Annotated in this window: 16 protein-coding genes; 2 read left to right on the top strand and 14 right to left on the bottom strand. The window is 39.8% G+C overall.

Annotated elements, in window-relative coordinates; genetic code table 11:
- The first annotated feature begins 2 nt into the window (after positions 1-2).
- Entirely contained in the window at positions 3-1,787 is a 1,785-nt protein-coding gene (locus AC1F25_RS03195; RefSeq protein ID WP_479994244.1) for an ABC transporter ATP-binding protein, read from the top strand.
- Here the strand turns inward: AC1F25_RS03195 and AC1F25_RS03190 are convergent.
- The 9 genes from AC1F25_RS03190 to pcrA form a co-directional block, all read right to left on the bottom strand.
- On the bottom strand, positions 1,775-1,936 hold the full coding sequence (locus AC1F25_RS03190; protein WP_002306511.1) for a hypothetical protein: 162 nt from the start codon (positions 1,934-1,936) through the stop codon (positions 1,775-1,777). The genes AC1F25_RS03195 and AC1F25_RS03190 overlap by 13 nt on opposite strands.
- Before the next feature lie 216 nt (positions 1,937-2,152).
- Positions 2,153-2,281, bottom strand: a complete 129-nt coding sequence (locus tag AC1F25_RS03185; RefSeq protein WP_002292046.1) for a hypothetical protein — start codon at positions 2,279-2,281, stop codon at positions 2,153-2,155.
- A 2-nt stretch (positions 2,282-2,283) separates the two neighbouring features.
- Complete coding sequence (gene rlmD / locus AC1F25_RS03180; RefSeq protein WP_002309023.1) at positions 2,284-3,657, bottom strand: 23S rRNA (uracil(1939)-C(5))-methyltransferase RlmD; 1,374 nt, start codon at positions 3,655-3,657, stop codon at positions 2,284-2,286.
- A gap of 110 nt (positions 3,658-3,767) precedes the next feature.
- A complete protein-coding gene (locus AC1F25_RS03175; protein WP_002292050.1) occupies positions 3,768-4,823 on the bottom strand; it encodes a diacylglycerol kinase in 1,056 nt (351 codons plus the stop codon).
- A gap of 9 nt (positions 4,824-4,832) precedes the next feature.
- Positions 4,833-6,263, bottom strand: a complete 1,431-nt coding sequence (gatB, locus tag AC1F25_RS03170) for an Asp-tRNA(Asn)/Glu-tRNA(Gln) amidotransferase subunit GatB (protein WP_002309021.1) — start codon at positions 6,261-6,263, stop codon at positions 4,833-4,835.
- Positions 6,260-7,732, bottom strand: coding sequence for an Asp-tRNA(Asn)/Glu-tRNA(Gln) amidotransferase subunit GatA (gene gatA, locus AC1F25_RS03165; RefSeq protein WP_119364953.1), 1,473 nt, complete (start codon positions 7,730-7,732; stop codon positions 6,260-6,262). Before gatA ends, gatB begins: the two co-directional genes overlap by 4 nt.
- A complete protein-coding gene (gatC, locus tag AC1F25_RS03160) occupies positions 7,732-8,037 on the bottom strand; it encodes an Asp-tRNA(Asn)/Glu-tRNA(Gln) amidotransferase subunit GatC (RefSeq protein ID WP_002288477.1) in 306 nt (101 codons plus the stop codon). The genes gatA and gatC overlap by 1 nt, the downstream gene beginning before the upstream one ends.
- 105 nt (positions 8,038-8,142) lie before the next feature.
- Positions 8,143-10,179 carry an NAD-dependent DNA ligase LigA gene (gene ligA, locus AC1F25_RS03155; protein ID WP_002309019.1) on the bottom strand — a complete coding sequence of 679 codons (2,037 nt, stop codon included), beginning with the start codon at positions 10,177-10,179 and terminating at the stop codon, positions 8,143-8,145.
- Positions 10,180-10,195: 16 nt separating this feature from the next.
- The gene (gene pcrA / locus AC1F25_RS03150; protein ID WP_002334742.1) at positions 10,196-12,430 is read right to left on the bottom strand and encodes a DNA helicase PcrA; all 2,235 of its coding nucleotides are present in this window, start codon (positions 12,428-12,430) and stop codon (positions 10,196-10,198) included.
- 154 nt (positions 12,431-12,584) lie between these two features.
- Here pcrA and AC1F25_RS03145 point away from each other — a divergent pair, with 154 nt between their 5' ends.
- The gene (locus tag AC1F25_RS03145) at positions 12,585-14,144 is read left to right on the top strand and encodes a ClC family H(+)/Cl(-) exchange transporter (protein ID WP_479994243.1); all 1,560 of its coding nucleotides are present in this window, start codon (positions 12,585-12,587) and stop codon (positions 14,142-14,144) included.
- A gap of 105 nt (positions 14,145-14,249) precedes the next feature.
- Here the strand turns inward: AC1F25_RS03145 and AC1F25_RS03140 are convergent, their stop codons facing one another.
- The 5 genes from AC1F25_RS03140 to AC1F25_RS03120 all read right to left on the bottom strand — a co-directional run bounded on the left by AC1F25_RS03140 (position 14,250) and on the right by AC1F25_RS03120 (position 19,569).
- On the bottom strand, positions 14,250-16,181 hold the full coding sequence (locus AC1F25_RS03140; protein WP_002306502.1) for a PTS fructose transporter subunit IIABC: 1,932 nt from the start codon (positions 16,179-16,181) through the stop codon (positions 14,250-14,252).
- A 17-nt stretch (positions 16,182-16,198) separates the two neighbouring features.
- Complete coding sequence (gene pfkB, locus AC1F25_RS03135; protein ID WP_002292062.1) at positions 16,199-17,113, bottom strand: 1-phosphofructokinase; 915 nt, start codon at positions 17,111-17,113, stop codon at positions 16,199-16,201.
- The gene (locus AC1F25_RS03130) at positions 17,110-17,862 is read right to left on the bottom strand and encodes a DeoR/GlpR family DNA-binding transcription regulator (RefSeq protein WP_119364950.1); all 753 of its coding nucleotides are present in this window, start codon (positions 17,860-17,862) and stop codon (positions 17,110-17,112) included. Before AC1F25_RS03130 ends, pfkB begins: the two co-directional genes overlap by 4 nt.
- Before the next feature lie 158 nt (positions 17,863-18,020).
- Positions 18,021-18,230 (bottom strand): hypothetical protein, encoded by a 210-nt coding sequence (locus AC1F25_RS03125; RefSeq protein WP_002347859.1) that lies wholly within the window; start codon positions 18,228-18,230, stop codon positions 18,021-18,023.
- A 10-nt stretch (positions 18,231-18,240) separates the two neighbouring features.
- Positions 18,241-19,569 (bottom strand): hypothetical protein, encoded by a 1,329-nt coding sequence (locus tag AC1F25_RS03120; protein WP_002345164.1) that lies wholly within the window; start codon positions 19,567-19,569, stop codon positions 18,241-18,243.
- Between the last annotated feature and the right edge of the window lie 71 nt (positions 19,570-19,640).

Raw genomic sequence — 19,640 nt, 5'->3', positions numbered from 1 at the left:
CGATGGAAAAGAAAAAAACGTTGAACACACACGCTTTGATACGTTTTTGGAAAATGATCAAACCTGAACATAAATATTTTTACGGATTGTTTCTATGCAGTTTATTGGGCAACCTATTAGTTGTAGCCATGCCCCTGATCATGGGAATTGGGATTGATGATTTGTTGTCGCAAATAAGAAAAACAGGTATTGGACAGCTTACTTTCAGTGATATCAAACAGGCATTGCTGTTCCCTGTCTTATTGCTGATCGGCTGTTCAGTCCTAAGCAGTGTTGCTTCATTTATCCAAGAACGTACAATGGCAGCATTAAGCGAAAAGATCACATTGAGGGTACGAAAAGAAATCACAAAAAAATTCAAAACATTGCCGATGTCGTTTTTTGATAATCATCAAGTCGGCGACATCATCAGTCGGACGACTACCGGACTCAATCAGCTTTCTCAAGTGTTATTGACAGGTATCAATCAATTTTTCACTTCTGTGGTAACAATAGTTGCTGCTGGTCTAATGCTGTTTTATATCGAAAGCAAGCTTACTTTGCTCGTCTTATTGCTGATCGTCGGAAGTTCAATTGTTACAACTAAAATTGCGAATAAAAACAAACAGATTTCTGAACAAAACCAATATGAACTAGGTGTCTTGAATAATCGGATGGAAGAAATCTTAGCTGGTAATCTAGTAGTCAAAACATTCAATCAGCAAGCTCGTGCAGAGGCTTCTATACATGAAGTAAACAAAAAACAATACAATGCTTTTAAACGTGCTCAATTTATGAACTTTGCCATCTATCCGGCAATCCGTTTCATCAATCAACTTGCCTTCATCATAAGTGCGGTATTCGGTGCTATAGTCGTTCTTTCTGGCGGTGTGACGATTGGCTTCTTACAAGCTTACCTTCAGTACATCAATCAGATCTCTGAACCAATTTCCACTGCTTCTTATGTGATCAACTCGATCCAATCCGCAATGGCTGCAATCGAAAGGATCTTTGAAATATTAGATGAAACAGATGAAATTCCGGACCTACCAGAAGCAAAACTTTTGGAAGAACCGAAAGGAAAAATAGCTTTCAAAAATGTACAATTTGGTTACACATCAGATAAAATATTGATGAATCAAGTTGATTTTTCAGTAAAACCAAAACAAACTGTGGCGATTGTTGGCCCAACTGGTGCAGGAAAAACGACTTTAGTTAATCTGCTGATGCGTTTTTATGAACTGAATAAAGGAAAGATCGAATTTGACGGCTGCGATATTACTAAGCTTTCGCGTGGAGAACTACGCCGTTCTTTTGGGATGGTCTTACAAAATACCTTGCTGTTTGAAGGAACAGTGGCCGATAATATTGCCTATGGGAAAATGGATGCCACGAGAGAACAAATTATCGAAGCGGCTGAAATCGCGCAATGTGATCACTTTATTCGAACACTGCCAGAGGGATATGATACAATCATCTCTAGCGAAAATGGTACGTTATCTCAAGGGCAGCAACAATTATTAACAATTGCACGGGTCATTCTGGCAAATCCCCCTGTCGTTATTTTAGATGAAGCAACTTCTAGTGTAGATACACGAACAGAAGCATTGATCCAGCAAGCAATGGAGGCTGTGACAAAAGACAGGACAAGTTTTGTCATTGCCCACCGTTTGTCAACGATTGAAAATGCAGATATGATCCTTGTAATGAAAAACGGCGATATCGTCGAAAAAGGAACGCATTCTGAATTACTCCAAGCACCAACGCTTTATACTAGCCTTTATAATAGTCAATTTCAGGTAGCATAGCCAAAAGAGCGTGGGACAAAAGTAAAGAACACTTTTGTCTCACGCTCTAAACACGTATAAAAGGCGGAAGCAATTCTGATGGCTTTCATGAGTTTTTTTAACGTAGCTTTTCTAAATGCAGCTACGTTTCTTGTTTCTTTTGTCATCATGACTTTTTTCACCCCTCATTTTCAACGACTTTTTCATGAACAGCCGTTTGAATTACCAAAAAACGTGGAGTAAAGCGGCATTTTGTTCACTCTTTCTTTGTCTTTTTTAGGTTATATTATTGTCAAGAACATGAAACGAAGTATAGGAGGATTTAAATAGTGAAAGGATGTGGAACGATCATCAAGATTATCGTTCCACATCCTTTTTTAACCATATTAATTATTAAAGATCTTAGGGCCTTTTCTCATGTTTTTACGATCATTTTTAGGTGTTTCCATTTGTTTGGATCGACCTCCACCTTGTTTCTTTTTGATCAATTCTTTCATTTTTTCTTTTTGGTCCATTTTTATTCTCCTTTAACGAATGAAGCGACTAATTCGATATGATGGGTTTGTGGGAAAAGATCTACAGGCTGAACTTTCTTCACGGCATAACCTGCTTCTGCAAATAACTTAGCATCTCTTGCAAAAGTTGCCGGATTACATGAGATATAGACGATTCGTTCTGGTGACATTTCGATTGCTGATTCAATAAAATGATGATCTAATCCTTTTCGTGGAGGGTCAACTACGATCACAGATGGTTTGATTCCTTTTTCTTGCCATTTTTTCATGACTTTTTCTGCTTTTCCGACTTCATAATAAACATTTTCGATTTTATTATTTAAAGCATTGAATTGTGCATCTTCAATTGCTTCTGGAATAACTTCCATCCCATACACCTTATCCACTTTGTCTGCTAAAGACAAGCCAATCGTACCTATTCCTGAATAAGCGTCAATCACAATGTCTTTTTTATCTAACTCAGCAAACTTGATGGCTGTTTGGTACAGATACTCTGCTTGTTGAGTATTTACTTGATAAAATGACTTTGCTGAGATTCGATAGGTTTTTCCTAATAGCTGATCTTCGATATAGTCTCTGCCATATAAAACTTTTTCTTTGTCTCCTAAAATCACATTTGTTTTTTCTTCATTGATATTTTGGATGACCGAAACCACTTCTGGCAATTCTTCATGAATGGCTTCAGCAATTTCCTTGGATTTAAAGAATTTTTCTTTACGAGTAACTAAAACGACCATCATTTCATGGGAATAATGACCACGACGTATAATGATGTGACGAAGCTGTCCTTCATTTTTTTCTTCATTATATCCTCGTACTTGGAACCGTTGCAAGATATCTCTGACTACTTTGATTGCTTGATCGATGACAGGATCTTGGATATAAAAATCTTCGATAGGGACTAGATCATGGCTATTCTTTTTGTAAAAACCGGTGGCTAACTGTCCATCGATACGGCGAACAGGGATCTGTGCTTTATTACGGTAGCCGAATGGTTCTGCCATTCCGACAGTTGGAAGTACAGGAATTTCTGACATCTTAGCAATCTTCGCCATTACATGCTCTACTTGTTTTTGTTTGAAAACAAGCTGTTGTTCATACTTCAAATGGGCTAAAGGTGCGATACCTGTGCGAAGTAGTGCATTGTTTTCTACAGGCTGGCGATCAGGAGATTGTGTAATAAATGTTTCGACTTTCCCATATCCAAACTTATTGCCCGCTTTCACTACTAGTATTTCTACTTCTTCTCCAGGAAGTGCATTTTCGATAAATAATGGATAACCATCGATTTTTGCTACCCCCATTCCTTCATAACTCAAGTCGACGATTTCGACTGTATATCGTTCGTTTTTCTTTACTATTTGCTGTTCTGTCATATTTTGCTCCTTTAAGCCTATTTTTCAATCCTACTGAACTCTACTATAAATCAGTTAATTACACAACTAAAACCGGCACTGACCTTACTACGTTCAGCACCGGCTTTTGATTAATTCTTTTGATTAGGTGTTTCGTCTGCTATTTTTCCGTCACCGTCGATATCTTCATCCGTTAAACGTTCGACTTCTTTTACGAATTCTTTGCTGACAACCTCTAATTCTTCTTCATCTGTGCCTGTGATTGCTTCATCAGGAATCTGATCGGTATTGGCAAAGAACTCAATGTGCTGATGAAGATTTTGGAAATGCATCGGTGCTTCCCCGCCATATTCACCATCTAAGTTGATCATTACTGGTCGATTGATATCATCTTCTGTTTCGACGAACAAACTGCTTGTTTTGGTATAGATTACTCTTGGATCATCGACATGTCGACCGCCATTCAGCATGAGTGCCGCAATATGCAAGATCTCAAAGATATTTGCTGTCTTTACAATGATCAAAGAAAACTTGCCATCATCCAATTTGGCATCTGGCGCGATCTGTTCGAATCCTCCAACAGAGTTCGTCAGCCCTAGGAAAAACATCGAAGCATTTCCGATATATTCCCCTTCATCATACTTCAAGCGCATTTTGATTGGCTTTACTCGAGGTAGCATCTCTGCTCCTTTCGCAAGGTAGGCAAGATAACCAAAAATACTCTTTAGTTCTGATGGAACTTCATAAGTCAATTCTGTCAAATAGCCGCCTGCAGCGATATTGATGAAGTAACTGCTATCAGAAAGACCGATGTCCATTTTTACTGTTTGGTGTTTTTTTATTACTTCTGCTGCTGCTTTAATATTATCTCTAGGAATTTTTAATGCTCGAGCATAGTCGTTCGTCGTACCGGCTGGGATAATGGCCATTTTAGGACGGTGTTCAAGCGGAGCGATCCCATTGACCACTTCGTTGATCGTTCCGTCGCCCCCAGCTGCCACTACTAGATCAAAACCTAGTTCTGCAACTCTGCGTGCTTCATTCTTGGCTGAATCAGGTTCTGGTGTAGTGGCATAGGCGCTAGCTTCAAATCCTGCTTCTTCTAATGCCTGCAGGATATCCGCCAAATTTTTTTTCAATAATTCTTTTCCCGAGGTAGGGTTATAAATTACGCGTGCTTTTTTCATTTTCAGCCTCTAGCGTTTCGCTAATTCATCTTTAAGCAGCTTGTTCACGACACCAGGATTTGCTTGCCCTTTAGTTGCTTTCATGATTTGACCGACTAGGAAGCCAACCGCACGATCTTTTCCATTTTTGTAATCATCGACAGATTGTTGATTGTTATCCAAGATTTCATTAATGATTGGAAGAAGTTTGCTAGGATCAGATAATTGTACCCAACCATTTTTCTCAACAACTTCTTGCGCTTCTCCGCCATTTGTGATCAATTCACGGAAGACTTTTTTGGCGATTTTTGAGCTGATCGTTCCATCGGCGATCAAACGAATCATTCCTGCTAAGTTCTCAGGTGTCAATTTTGTCTCAGCTAATTCCAGTTTCTCACTGTTTAAGTAAGCAGAAACTTCACCCATCAACCAGTTAGATGCTTGCTTGGCATCTGCACCATTTTCCAAAACAGCTTCAAAGAAATCAGACATTTCTTTTGTAAGTGTCAATACCATTGCGTCATACTCTGGAAGACCAAATTCACGGATATAGCGTTCGCGACGAGAAGCTGGCATCTCAGGTAAACTAGCTTTTACTTTTTGAATCCATTCGTCATCGATCACGAATTTCGGAATATCAGGCTCTGGGAAATAACGATAATCACTAGAACCCTCTTTCACACGCATCAAAACTGTTTTATTCGTTGTTTCGTCAAAACGGCGTGTTTCTTGTTGGATTTCTCCTCCTGAAAGAAGAACTTTTGCTTGACGTTTTTCTTCAAAAGCTAAACCTTTTTTCACGAAAGATAAAGAGTTCAAGTTTTTCAATTCTGCTTTCGTACCGAATTCTTCTTGTCCATAAGGGCGGAGAGAAATATTCGCATCACAACGCATAGAACCTTCTTCCATTTTCACATCGCTGACTTCTGTAAATTGGATGATTGAACGCAATGCTTCTAGATAAGCGTATGCTTCTTCTGGTGAACGCATATCAGCTTCAGAAACGATTTCGATCAAAGGCGTGCCTTGTCGGTTCAAATCAACGTAAGAATAGCCGCCGATACCGTGCATGTTTTTCCCAGCATCTTCTTCTAAATGGACCCGTTCGATCCGGATTTTTTTCTTCTTGCCTTCTACTTCGATTTCGATCCATCCGTCATGACCGATTGGTTGATCAAATTGGGAAATTTGATATGCTTTCGGATTATCTGGGTAAAAGTAATTTTTCCGGTCAAAATGAGTATCTTTAGAGATTTCGCAGTTTAATGCCAAAGCGGCTTTCATCCCGAATTCCAGCGCAGCTTTATTCATTACTGGTAGCACGCCTGGATAACCCCAGTCGATCACGTTTGTATTGCTGTTTGGTTCTGCACCAAAATGAGCTGGCGCTGGAGAGAAAATTTTTGAGTTGGTTTTCAACTCGACGTGGACTTCTAGTCCAATGACTGTTTCAAAATTCATTCGTCTTTCCCTCCTAAAATAGCTGGTTGTTGTGTGTGGAATTCTGTTGCTTGTTCAAACGCATATGCCGCTTGATACATCGTTTTTTCATCAAAATAATTACCGATGATCTGCAATCCAACTGGTAATCCTTCTGACAATCCTGCCGGTACAGACATACCTGGAAGTCCAGCCAAGTTGACAGGGATCGTTAAGATGTCACTCATGTACATCGTGATTGGATCGTTGATGTTCTCACCGATTCCGAATGCCACTGTTGGTGAAGATGGTCCGATGATCAAGTCATAATCTGCAAAGACTTTTTCAAAATCTCGTTTGATCAATGTACGGACTTGTCCTGCTTTTTTGAAGTAAGCGTCATAATAGCCCGCACTTAATGAGAATGTACCTAACATGATACGGCGTTTTACTTCTTCACCGAATCCTTCTGAACGTGAGTTGACATATACATCATCCAATGATTTCACGTTTTCAGAGCGATAACCATAGCGGATACCATCGAAACGCTGCAAGTTGGAACTTGCTTCTGATGAGGCAATGATATAATAAACAGCCACACCGTATTTTGAATGAGGTAAGCTGACTTCTTCCACAACAGCACCTAATGAACGGAATGTTTCTGCTGCTTTCAATACAGCTTCTTTTACGCCAGAGGCCACACCTTCGCCTAAGTATTCTTTAGGTAAAGCAATCTTCATTCCTTTGATGTCACCGGTCAGTCCCTCTGCAAAGTCAGGAACTGAAACGCCTGAAGAAGTACCGTCTTTTTCGTCATAACCACTGATAGCTGTCAATGCTAATGCGTTATCTTTCACCGTACGGGTCATTGGTCCGATTTGGTCAAGAGATGAAGCAAAGGCAATCAAGCCAAAACGTGAGACACGGCCATAAGTAGGTTTCATTCCTACAATGCCGTTGAAAGCTGCTGGCTGGCGGATACTTCCCCCCGTATCACTACCTAAGGAAACTGGGATTTGTCCAGCTGCTACTGCTGCTGCAGAACCACCGGAAGAGCCACCAGGTACTTTTGTTTGGTCCCAAGCATTTTTTGTTTTCTTGAAATAAGAAGTTTCTGTACTTCCGCCCATAGCAAATTCATCCATGTTTAGTTTTCCAACAGGGATCATATCTGCTTGATAGATTTTATCCATGACCGTTGCATCATAAATTGGTTCAAAATTGTAAAGAATCTTAGATGCAGCGGTTGTCAAGATATCTTTTGTTACGATATTATCCTTGATCCCAATCGGAATTCCAGCAAGGATGTTGCTTTCATCAATACCTTTTTCATCTAAAGCTTTTGCCTGTTCCAATGCTTTTTCTTCATTCAATGTGATGAATGCTTCGATCTCAGGTTCAGTTTCTTTGATTCGTTCAAATGTTGCTTTTGTCAAATCTTGTACAGTGATTTCTTTCGATACAAGCATACGATGCAGTTCTTCTAGAGAACGATTGTATATTTTTGTCATTATGCGCCAGCCTCCCCATTATCGATGATTGCGGGTACTTTGATAAAGCCGTCTTCTGTTTCCGGCACATTTTTCAATAATTCATCACGGTTCCATCCAGCTTGCGCCCGATCTTGTCGCATCACGTTTACTGTTTCGACAACATTCGACGTAAATGGAACACCTTCCGTATCTACTTCTTCCAGCATTTCCACCATATCGATGATTTTACCTAATTGGTCGGTAAAACTTGCAAGTTCTTCATCTGCGAACGCAAGTTTTGCTAATTTGGCAACGTGTTTCACTTGTTCTTCACTAATCGCCATACTACCCCTTCTTTCTAAACGAGTTAAAAACTTTGCTCTCTATTTTAACATAAGAGTGCTCTGTCTGAAATTATTTATTGAAATTTGTCTGAAAAAACTCAATATTTATTCTTTTGCTGAGTGGCTTTGAGCCAATGCTTCTGCCATTTGATCTTCTGTCCAAACTTCGATTCCTAATTCTTGTGCTTTGGTTAGCTTGCTGCCAGCATCTTCTCCTGCTACCACGATATCTGTTTTTTTCGATACGCTACCAGTCACTTTCCCGCCAAGATTTTCGATCGTCTCTTTTGCTTCTTCACGAGTCAATCGTGTTAGTTTACCAGTAAGGACTACTGTTTTTTCTTTAAAAGGCGACTCGACTTCTTGCAATTGGGTACTTCGAAGCCCTTTGTATTCGAAATTGACGCCTGCTTGTTTTAATTCATTCATCAATTCATGGACTTCTTCGTTACTAAAATAAGTGACTACACTGTCGGCAATGATATCACCGATCGTATCAAGCGCAATAATCGACTCATAGTCGCTTCTACTCAATGTCTCTAGATCACCGAAATGTTCTGCTAAAATTTTTGCTGCTTTCGCTCCGACATGTCTGATTCCTAACCCGAAAATCAACCGCTCGACCGAATTATCTTTGCTGTTGTCAATTGCTGTCAAAATATTATTTGCTGATTTTTCTTTTATTTTGTCCAACGTCAATAACTCTTCTTCTGTCAATTTATAAAGATCAGCAACATCTGCGACTAGTTTTTTGTCATACATCTGTTCAAGCACACGTGGGCCCAATCCGTCGATATTCATCGCATTTCTTGAGACAAAGTGGTTCAAGCCTTCTTTCATTTGAGCAGGGCATTTAGGATTGATGCACCGTAGCGCTACTTCTTCATCCAAATGGACAAGTTCGCTTCCACAAACTGGGCAATGTGTAGGTAATTGGTATTCTTCGCTGTCTTTAGGTCGTTTATCCAACACGACTTGCGAAACTTCTGGAATGATATCTCCCGCTTTATAAATCAGAACTGTATCTTTCAAGCGGATATCCTTCAACTTGATATAATCCCCATTATGCAGACTGGCACGGCTTACTGTCGTTCCTGCTACTCGGACAGGCGTCATGATTGCCGTTGGTGTCACTACCCCCGTTCGTCCGACTGTCCATTCGATGTTTTCGATCAGTGTTTCAACTTCTTCTGGGGGAAACTTATAAGCTGTTGCCCATCGTGGTGCTTTGACAGTAAAGCCAAGTTGATCTTGCAACGAGAACTCATTCACTTTGATGACGATCCCATCAATCTCATAGGGCAAATCTACACGTTTATCATGATATTCCTCAATGTATGCCCATACTTCATCAATCGAATGACATAGACGTTTTTCCCGATTCGTGTGGAATCCTATTTTTTCTAGCTCTTCTAGTGCATCATACTGTGTTTTTGCTTCCATAGGACCGAAATCAGCTACTGTGTATAAAAAAGTATCCAGATTTCTTTTCGCTGTGATTTTAGAATCTAACTGACGCAAGGAACCGGCTGCGGCATTCCGAGGATTCGCAAAGATATCTTTTCCCTCTGCTTCTCTGTCTTGATTCAATTGAACAAATGACCGTTTTGGCATGAAACATTCGCCTCTTACTTCGATGTTCATCGGTTCTTTTAATTTGATTGGGACTGATCGGACAGTCTTTAGGTTTTCAGTGATGTTTTCTCCTACAGTCCCATCCCCACGAGTCGCTCCTCTAACGAAGTTCCCATCTTCATAACGCAAAGAGACGGAAAGACCATCTATTTTTAGTTCGCAGCAATAGTCGACTACACGTCCCACTGCTTTTTGTACACGTTGATCAAAAGCTATCAGTTCTTCTTTGCTGAAAACGTCGTTCAAACTGTAAAGCGGAATATCATGAGTGACTTTTTCAAAACCTTCTAATACTTTTCCGCCTACTCGTTGAGTGGGAGAATCAGACGTGATCAAATCAGGATATTGTTCTTCGATTGCTACTAATTCTGCGTATTCTTTATCATAAACATAGTCTTCCACTGTTGGTTTATCTTCTACGTAGTATTCACGAGACCATTGGTTCAATCTTGTACGAAGTTCTTCTGCTCGTTTAGCAGCTTCGTCAATCGTCATTTCATGTTCCATCATTTACCCTCCACTACTAAGCTTTTTCAATTGGCGCAAAGGCAGCCAAAAGACGTTTTACTCCTTGACTTGGGAAAGCCACATCTAGTTCTAGATCCTTCGACGTCCCACTTACTCGGACGACTGTTCCTAGGCCCCATTTTTTGTGTTTGACTTTATCTCCAGGTTTCCAGCTGTTCTTTTCCCCTCCAGTGGCACTTTTAGAGGAAACAACCGCTGTCTCTGGCTGTTTATAGCTATATGCTGTTTTTTTTGCGAATACAGGTGTTTTTTTAGGCGTAGGACGCATGCCCTCGATTTCTAGCAATTCTTGATCGATTTCTTCTACAAAACGAGAAGGACGGTTATATTGCGTCCGTCCATATAATGTTCTGGAGAAAGCATTGGTTAAATACAACGCTTCTTCTGCTCGCGTGATTCCCACATAAGCGAGACGACGTTCTTCTTCCAGTTCGCTTTCTTCCATCAATGCTCGAGATAAAGGAAAAACACCTTCTTCTAGACCAATCAGGAATACAACTGGGAATTCTAATCCTTTGGCTGCATGCAACGTCATCAATGTCACTTGCGAAGCGTCTTCTTCTAAATTGTCAATGTCAGAAACAAGTGCCAGATCGTTCAAGAAGACCGTTAGTTTTTCTTCTGGTGCATCAGCATCTTCTTCATTTTGCTGTTCGAACTGCTTATCGAATTCTTGTGTGACCGTTAAAAATTCCTCCAAGTTTTCGATACGCGCTTGTGCTTCTAATGTATTTTGGATTTTTAAATCTTCCAGGTATCCGCTACGATCCAAAACCTCTTTCGTCAATTCTGTCACTGTCAAGTATGGGATCATCTGCGTGACTTCTTGAATCATCTCTCCAAATGAACCTAATTGCTGGCCTGCTTTTCCACCGATATTTGCCAGTTCCACATTTTGGGCTGCTTCAAGCAGTGGCCATTCATGGAGAGAAGCAAAACTGCGTAGTTTTTCGATAGATCCTGGTCCGATGCCTCGTTTGGGCGAATTAACGATACGCTCAAAACTGATTGAGTCTTGAGGATTTGCCAGCACATTTAAATACGCTAAAATATCTTTGATTTCTTTCCGATCGTAGAATTTGTGCCCTCCAACCATTTTATAAGGAATATTTGCTTTCAACAAGGTTTCTTCCATCACACGAGATTGTGCGTTCGTCCGGTACAAAATGGCAAAGTCGCCGTAATTCCGATGATTGCTTCGAATCTCTTCTTGCATCCGGTCTACGATAAAACGGGTTTCGTCTCGTTCATTATCTGCACGATAGTAAGTGATCTTGTTTCCTTCTTTGTTTTCTGTCCACAAGTTTTTTGGTTTCCGATTGCTATTGTTTTCAATGACTTGGTTTGCCGCGCTAAGAATGTTTTTCGTGGAGCGATAGTTTTGTTCCAGCAAAATCACTGCAGCATCTGGATAATCTTTTTCGAAATCCAAGATGTTCTGCATATCTGCACCGCGCCAGCCGTAGATACTTTGATCTGCATCTCCCACTACGCATAGATTTCTAAATCTACCTGCCAATAAATTGACCAACGTATACTGTGCGTGGTTTGTATCTTGATACTCATCTACATGAATATAATGGAATTTGTTTTGATAATATGTGAGTGAATCAGGATGTTCTTCAAATAACCGGATCGTATTCATGATCAGGTCGTCAAAGTCCATACATTGATTGTATTGAAGCTCTTTTTGATAAGCAGCGTAACATTTTGCCACAATCTCTTCGTAATAACTGCCTTGCATTTTTGCAAAATCTTGAGGGGTCTGCAAGCTATTTTTTGCTTGGGAGATTGTTCCTAATATGCTGCGAGGATCATATTTTTTCGGGTCAATGTTTAGTTCCTTCAGTATCCGTTTCATCAAGGTCAGCTGTTCAGAAGAGTCGATGATCGTAAAGTTCCGGTTATACCCGATAAAATCAACATCTCTTCTTAAAATACGCACACACATTGAGTGAAAAGTCGATACCCAGACATCTTCGCCTCCAGATGCGAGAATCGCATTGACACGTTCTTTCATTTCTTTTGCAGCTTTATTGGTAAAAGTAATCGCTAGGATGTTCCAAGGATTGACTTCTTTTTCCTCAATCAAATAGGCAATGCGATGCGTCAACACTCTCGTCTTTCCACTTCCCGCACCTGCCATCAGCAATAATGGTCCGTCAGTGTGAAGAACAGCTTCTTTCTGACGGGGGTTCATCCCGTTTAATAATTCAGCTTTGGATGACATTAACAACATCCTTTCTTTTATCAATCTTGTTAATTATAGCATTTTCTTGGCTTTCATTAAACTAGCTAATTCAAAATCATTTGTTTCTTTTTATGGATTTCTTCTTGTCAATTCGTTGATTTCGCGCTAAATTAAAAGAAAGCGAGGCGTTTGAATGGAAAAAAAAGGAAAAATCAAGAAATTAGATAAAACTCAGATATATTTTATTCTAAAAGGAATATTCGTTGGACTACTGACAGGAATCGTGGTTAGCCTGTTTCGTTTATCGATCGAAAAGTTAGGCGATTTTGTTCGAAGCATCTATGAAATAAGTCGGGAACAGCCGATTTATTTAGTTGGCATGGCTACTTGCTGCATCCTTGCAGCATTTTTTGTGGGTTATCTGGTCAAAAATGAACCGGATATCAAAGGAAGCGGGATTCCACAAGTAGAAGGACAGCTTCGAGGGGAATTATCAATGAACTGGTTCTCTGTTTTATGGAAAAAGTTCATTGGTGGTGTACTTTCAGTTGGCGCAGGACTTTTTCTAGGTCGAGAAGGCCCTTCTATACAGCTTGGTGCAGCTATCGGACAAGGAGCTGGACAATTGTTTCGGAGTCCATCTTCAGAAGAAAAGATTTTGATTTCTAGCGGAGCAAGTAGCGGACTTGCAGCAGCATTCAATGCTCCTATCGCAGGATTACTCTTTGTTTTAGAAGAAATCCATCACTCCTTCTCTCCTCTTGTTTGGCTGACATCTTTTGCTTCGGCCATCACAGCTAACTTTGTCTCTCTTTATTTTTTTGGCTTAAGACCAGTTTTATATCTAGGGGATCTTCCTTCTTTGCCGTTGAAATATTATGGTTCTTTGGTGGTATTAGGCGTACTTCTAGGCGTCTTAGGTTTTATTTATCAAAAGGTCCTGCTAGCATTGCCAAAATTTTACAACCGATTGCCTTTACCAGCTTATTTTCATGGATTCGTTCCTTTCTTGCTGATTTTGCCGATTGGTTATTTATGGCCTAGTACGCTAGGCGGAGGCAATCAAATCGTTTTAGCTTTTGGACATGCTTCATTGCCAATCATTATGATTATCGGTTTTTTTGTTCTTCGATTCGTTTTTTCCATGATTTCTTATGGTGGTGGTCTTCCAGGAGGGATTTTCCTTCCGATATTGACATTGGGGGCTTTAATCGGTAGCTTTTATGGAAACATCATGGTTGATTTCGGGATGGATCCAATCTACATCAAGGATTTCGTCGTGATTGCCATGGCTGGTTATTTCACAGCAATTGGGAAAGCACCGCTGACAGCAATTATTTTAGTGACAGAAATGGTTGGCTCTCTCAATCATCTGATGCCTTTAGGGTTGGCTGCTCTTGTTGCTTATATCGTCGATGATCTTCTCGGAGGGAATCCGATCTACGAATCATTGTTGGAACGTTTACTTGGAAACAATCAGACCGCCGCTCTTAAAGGCGCAAGGACAACTTTTGATTTTCCAGTAACGGCAGAGAGTTCTTTAGACGGATTAATGGTACGGGACTTCAATTGGCCTAAAAATATGCTGCTAATCTCTATACGCAGAGGAAATCAGGAAATCTTGACTCACGGTGATACGATCATGAATGTAGGAGATATTTTGGTAATCTTGACTGATGAAGCAAACTTACCAAGAATCAAGCAAGAAATCGAGGCTAAATCTTCGATTACAAATTTGAAGCAATCATTTTAACGAACCGGGAAGAACTATTTTATGGCACAACAACTATTCATCTATACTACTTTGACTCTACAAAAAAAGAAGAGGCTGGATTTCCCCAGTCTCTTCTTTTTATTTCTATGCTTCTGCTACTGCAGGAGCTTTTCTCAATAAACCATAAATCACACCAGAGACGACTGCTCCGATAGCAATAAACACCAAATACATGATTGGGTGACTCAGTAAGAATACAACAAAAATTCCGCCATGAGGAGCCAGTAATTTGATTCCGAAAGCACCGACTAATCCGCCAGTTAAAGCAGAACCAATAATAAAACTTGGAATGGCACGAATCGGGTCAGCTGCTGCAAATGGAATCGATCCTTCCGTGACAAACGAAAGTCCCATCACGATGTTCGTCAAACCAGCATCTTGATCTGTTTTGCTGAATTTATTTTTGAATAAACGTGTAGCAACGAAAATCGCCAATGGAGGGACCATTCCTCCAGCCATAACAGAAGCCATCACAACACTTCCGCCAGTGGCAACAGTCGTAGCTAAAGTTGCTGTACCAAATACATAAGCGGCTTTGTTGATTGGACCGCCTAAATCTGCCGCCATCATTCCAGCTAATAATGCACCAAGTAAAGCAGCATTCGAACCACTCATACTTGTCAAGAAACCGTTCAATGCATCATTGATTGCTTTCATAGGGACATTGACTAGCAACATCAGGAAACCAGTAATCAGTAAGCCAAACACTGGATAAAAGAGGATCGTTTTGATTCCATCCAATGATTTTGGTAAGTTCTTGAATAATTTACGTAAAAATACGATGACATAACCAGCCAAGAATCCACCAATCAGTGCGCCTAAGAATCCTGCGCCACCTGTATTAGCTAATGCACCAGCAGCAAATCCAACAATCAAACCAGGGCGGTCGCCGATACTTGAAGCAATAAATCCAGCTAATACCGGTAACATGAACCCAAATGCAGCTTGTCCGATTTGGTTGAACCAGCTAGCAGCTTGATTGTAGTTCCCCAGATTCGATAACTGGTCATGCGGCACGCCAATAAATTGGTCAATCATGAAAGAAAGAGCAATAGCGATTCCTCCACCAATAACGAATGGTAACATGTGTGATACGCCATTCATCAAATCTTTATAGATTCTTTGTCCGACAGTACCATCCGCGTTTCCTTCTTCTGAACTATTTTCTTTTCCGTCACCATGGAATACTGGTGCAGTACCACTAAGGGCTAGATTGATCAACTCTTCTGGTTTACGGATACCATCACTGACTGGACGATTGATCAATTCTTTTCCGTCAAAACGGTTCATCTCTACTTTTTTGTCTGCTGCAACGATCACGCCTTCTGCACGAGCGATGTCTTCAGCAGTCAATCGGTTTTTGATTCCTTCTGAACCGTTCGTTTCGACTTTGATCTCCACTCCCATTTCTTTCGCTTTTTTCTTCAAAGCATCTTCTGCCATGTAAGTATGAGCGATTCCTGTTGGGCAAGCTGTAACGGCAACAACGAATTTTCTTTCTGGATGAGCAGAAGCTTCTGCAGCTTGTGTTTCTTGTTCTGCTTTTTCTTCTGCTTCTTTTTGCTCTTCAGCTGTTTGGAACAAGTCTTGGACTTCTTCTGGTGTACTTGCTTCTTTTAATTTCGCTACAAAATCTGCATCAATCAGCAATCGAGATAGTGCTGCTAATGCTTGCAAGTGTGTGTCGTTCGCGCCCTCTGGAGCTGCGATCATGAAAAACAGATAAGTTGGCTGTCCGTCTAATGCTTCATAATCTACTCCTTTTTGGCTTTTTGCAAATAAAACTGTTGCTTCTTTGACTGCACTATTTTTCGCGTGAGGCATGGCGATTCCGTCACCAAGACCTGTAGAGGTTTGTGCTTCACGAGCTAGAATTCCTTCTTTATATGTGTCGATATCGGAAATCCGGCCGGCATCAAACATTTTTTGGACCATTTCATCGATCGCGCCTTTTTTATCAGTCGCTTGCAAATCCATGATCATTGCTTCTTTGACCATTAAATCCTTGATATTCATGATTATCCTCCTTGAAACTAATCAATTTTTGTGATTTCAACTTCTGGCAATAACTCATCAATCAGTTCGCGATCTGCCAAGTCATCAGAAAAAGCCGTTGCGCTTCCACAAGCAACTCCCCATTTAAAGGCTTCGATCGGATCTTTTGTCCGACTGTAAGCACCAATAAAACCGGCGATCATTGAATCCCCTGCACCTACTGAATTTTTCAACGGGCGAACCAATACATTCGTTTTATAAGTTCCTTGTTCTGTAAAGAGCAAAGCGCCATCTCCAGCCATTGAGATCAGCACATTCTGTGCCCCTTCAGCTAGTAATTTTTTCCCATACGGAATGATTTCTTCTACAGATTGGAAGGTTGTATTGTAAAGCTCAGCTAATTCGTGATTGTTTGGTTTGATCAACAACGGTTTCTTAACAAGTGCATTCTTTAGATCATCACCTGTTGTATCGATTACGAAATCTGCACCTTTTTCTCGAATGATATCAATCAGTTCTTGATAAAATCCTTTTCGTAGGCTGGCTGGCGCGCTTCCTGACAATACGACGATATCTCCTTGTTCTACTTTCCCTAGCGCTTGCTTCAATTCATTGATTTCTTCATCTGAAATAGCTGGACCTAAACCGTTAATTTCAGTTTCAGTATCTGATTTTAGTTTGATATTGATTCTTGTATCTTCTTGCACGTGTGTGAACAAAGATTTGATTTGTTCTTTTTCAAGCCACTTCGAAATAAATTCGCCAGTGAATCCTCCTAAAAACCCTAGTGCTGTAGATTGAGAATCGATCCGTTTCAAAATGCGGGAAACATTGATCCCTTTTCCTCCAGGCAATTTGAAGTCTTCTTTCATCCGGTTCAAATCACCTAGTTTTAACCCATCTACGCGTACAATATAATCAATTGATGGATTAAGTGTTACTGTGTAAATCATTGTATTGCCTCCTTAATTGTTGTCTTTTCACGGAATTCATTGATGAATTCTAATGGACAACGCTCGGTTATGATCGTGGCTGCTTCCAAAGGTGCAACAGAGGTGAAAGACAACTGGCTGAATTTAGTATGATCAATCAATACAAAGGTCTCTTCTGAATTTTTCATGGCTAAACGTTTAACTGCTGCTTCTTCTGGATCCGGAGTCATGAATCCTTGTTCGATGTGTGCACCGTTCATTCCCATAAACGCTTTATTGAAATGAAAATGTTTTAGTTGTTCTATCGCATTAGATCCTAAAACAGCATTGGTTGACAGCTTGATCGTTCCACCTAAAATGATCGTAGCAAGCTCCAAATCGACTAAATTTGCCGCATGTTGAACGGAATTTGTCACCACTGTGATTTGTTTTCCTTGTAAAAAAGGAATCATTTCTAAAGTAGTCGAGCCAGCGTCTAAATAGATGACATCTTCGTCATTAATGGTTTCAGCTGCCAATTTGGCGATCTGCTGTTTTTCATGAACGTTTTTGAGTGATTTTTCACTCATATTCTGCTCAAAATTCAATAATTGCTCTTTCTTAGCGCCGCCATGGACTCTTTCTAGAAACCCACCATTCTCCAACTCTTGCAAATCACGCCTTATCGTTGATTCTGAAGCATTCAAAAGATTTACAAGATCTTGTGATTTCACGATTTTCTGCTGTTCAAGCAAGTCTAGGATTTTTTGTCTGCGTTCCTCTGTAAGCATTTTCACAATCACCTCAATACAAATAATAGCATATTTTTTTTAGACTCGCAATACAAATCAGTCAAAAACGTTCATAAAAATTATAAATCAGTCAAAAAATAAAAAACCAGTCTTTTTTTGACTGGTTTCCTACTTTACTTGACTATTATCAAACTGTTTTATCGTTTGTTATTTTCGCTTCTTGTTTTTTTCATATAAACAGTAGCAGATTTTCTTTCCTTATGAAGAAGGTAATAATAAAGTCCCATCCCACCAAACATAACCAAGAAACCGATGACTGATCGAATAGGAAAATTAGGAACAAAAAAAAGACAGACGGATAATAATGATGCTGGAACCATGATTCGATAATAAAGTTGTTTATCCATTTTCTTCACCTCATATTTTTTGTAAAGTAATCAATTGTTCTAATTCGCGATAATCTAAAAACTGCACACGCAGATGCTTCTCGCCTTTCTTGACATCAAATTGGACACTACGCCGTTTTTTCTTTATTCGTTTGAAGGCAATATCAGAGAGTCTGTGTTTGATTTCCTTTAACGGTAAATCCGGAAGTGCTTCAGAAGGAACATAGATTCTTAATGATAAAAGATAATCTTGATATTTCTCATCTGTTACCTCTACTTCTAGATATTCCCTGATGTAATAACAATACGCTTCGATTCCATTGTCCAAAGCAACAGTCGGATCGATGATCTTATAGCACATCATTCGCGCGCGATTCTCGTCAACCCAAGGAAAATACGCCTGAGCATTCAGTGTTCCGCGGACACGTCTTTCTTTATAATTTCCTCCTTGAATATCATAACTTTTCGTTACAAAGAACGAGGCATTTTTTTTGGGAACAGGTTGCATTTGCGCATTTTGATACTGGACAGATTGAATCGTATGATCAGTATAAATGTATTCAACAAATGGTGGTTTCAACAATCCCACGCCGTTATCCCAAGCAAGGTGGTCAAACCCAAGCTGGTCTCTAAAATAGGATTGGAATAGCTGATTGTTTGTTTTTTGCCAATTGAATGGGTCTCGATAAAGCTGGATATATATGACTTCATTATCTAATTCTTTCACTTTTTCTACTTGTTGTGTATCGAGAAAAATCGGTTTTGGGATAATCTGATGGTAATAGTGACTGTAATACATTTCCCAGCATGAGGTAAAACATAAGCCTTGATAAAAAAGATCGTAGCCTGGAAATTGATTGCAATCCACTACTACGTCGCCATTTTTCTGTTTCATTTTAGGTAAACGCTCGATTTCATCCATCGTCTCAAACAGCAGCCGCTGGGTGATCTCTTTTGTATTGTGATAGATAAACTCGCTATACGCTCTCATATAAGCAAATACACCATGGGCAATCATTTTTTTCTGAATGAAATCTCGAATCAAAAACTGGTTTTCTTTGAAAACAGAGATAGACAATACATTTTTTATCAACAATTGATTGCCTTCCAAACGAAAACTACACTCGTTCTCGTCATTCCCTACAACTAACCAGCTTTCGTCTCTTACCGATGCGAGCATTATTTTTTCTTGAAGTTTCCTAAGATTATACGGGTCCGCTTGTTGAGTGAAAGAGCGGATAAATGTTGGCTGGATCAACAGACGTGTCAAAACAGCCCAATCGCTTATTTCCTGTTTTTTTTCTTCATCATCTAAGTCTGTGAGCTGGATAGTCATTAATAATTTATCTTCACCAATCATTTTCTCACCTCTTTCAAATCTTTTTATAATTTAATTATAACGAATGATAAAGAAAAACTAAAACTTTTTGT

This window comes from Enterococcus sp. M-BR2 (genome assembly GCF_056612775.1).
The sequence above is the reverse complement of the archived record's forward strand: the minus strand, read 5'-3'. Positions and strand labels throughout refer to the sequence as shown.

Excerpts from the sequence above, each read along its gene's own strand:
- rlmD (WP_002309023.1), bottom strand. The coding sequence starts at position 3,657 with ATGACAGAACAGCAAATAGTAAAGAAAAACGAACGATATACAGTCGAA.
- gatC (WP_002288477.1), bottom strand. The coding sequence starts at position 8,037 with ATGGCGATTAGTGAAGAACAAGTGAAACACGTTGCCAAATTAGCAAAA.
- ligA (WP_002309019.1), bottom strand. The coding sequence starts at position 10,179 with ATGGAACATGAAATGACGATTGACGAAGCTGCTAAACGAGCAGAAGAA.
- AC1F25_RS03125 (WP_002347859.1), bottom strand. The coding sequence starts at position 18,230 with ATGGATAAACAACTTTATTATCGAATCATGGTTCCAGCATCATTATTA.
- AC1F25_RS03140 (WP_002306502.1), bottom strand. The coding sequence starts at position 16,181 with ATGAATATCAAGGATTTAATGGTCAAAGAAGCAATGATCATGGATTTG.
- pcrA (WP_002334742.1), bottom strand. The coding sequence starts at position 12,430 with ATGTCATCCAAAGCTGAATTATTAAACGGGATGAACCCCCGTCAGAAA.
- gatA (WP_119364953.1), bottom strand. The coding sequence starts at position 7,732 with ATGACAAAAATATACAATCGTTCTCTAGAAGAACTGCATCGTATGCTT.
- AC1F25_RS03120 (WP_002345164.1), bottom strand. The coding sequence starts at position 19,569 with ATGATTGGTGAAGATAAATTATTAATGACTATCCAGCTCACAGACTTA.
- AC1F25_RS03195 (WP_479994244.1), top strand. The coding sequence starts at position 3 with ATGGAAAAGAAAAAAACGTTGAACACACACGCTTTGATACGTTTTTGG.
- AC1F25_RS03185 (WP_002292046.1), bottom strand. The coding sequence starts at position 2,281 with ATGGACCAAAAAGAAAAAATGAAAGAATTGATCAAAAAGAAACAAGGT.
- pfkB (WP_002292062.1), bottom strand. The coding sequence starts at position 17,113 with ATGATTTACACAGTAACACTTAATCCATCAATTGATTATATTGTACGC.
- gatB (WP_002309021.1), bottom strand. The coding sequence starts at position 6,263 with ATGAATTTTGAAACAGTCATTGGACTAGAAGTCCACGTCGAGTTGAAA.
- AC1F25_RS03190 (WP_002306511.1), bottom strand. The coding sequence starts at position 1,936 with ATGATGACAAAAGAAACAAGAAACGTAGCTGCATTTAGAAAAGCTACG.
- AC1F25_RS03130 (WP_119364950.1), bottom strand. The coding sequence starts at position 17,862 with ATGCTTACAGAGGAACGCAGACAAAAAATCCTAGACTTGCTTGAACAG.
- AC1F25_RS03175 (WP_002292050.1), bottom strand. The coding sequence starts at position 4,823 with ATGAAAAAAGCACGCGTAATTTATAACCCTACCTCGGGAAAAGAATTA.
- AC1F25_RS03145 (WP_479994243.1), top strand. The coding sequence starts at position 12,585 with ATGGAAAAAAAAGGAAAAATCAAGAAATTAGATAAAACTCAGATATAT.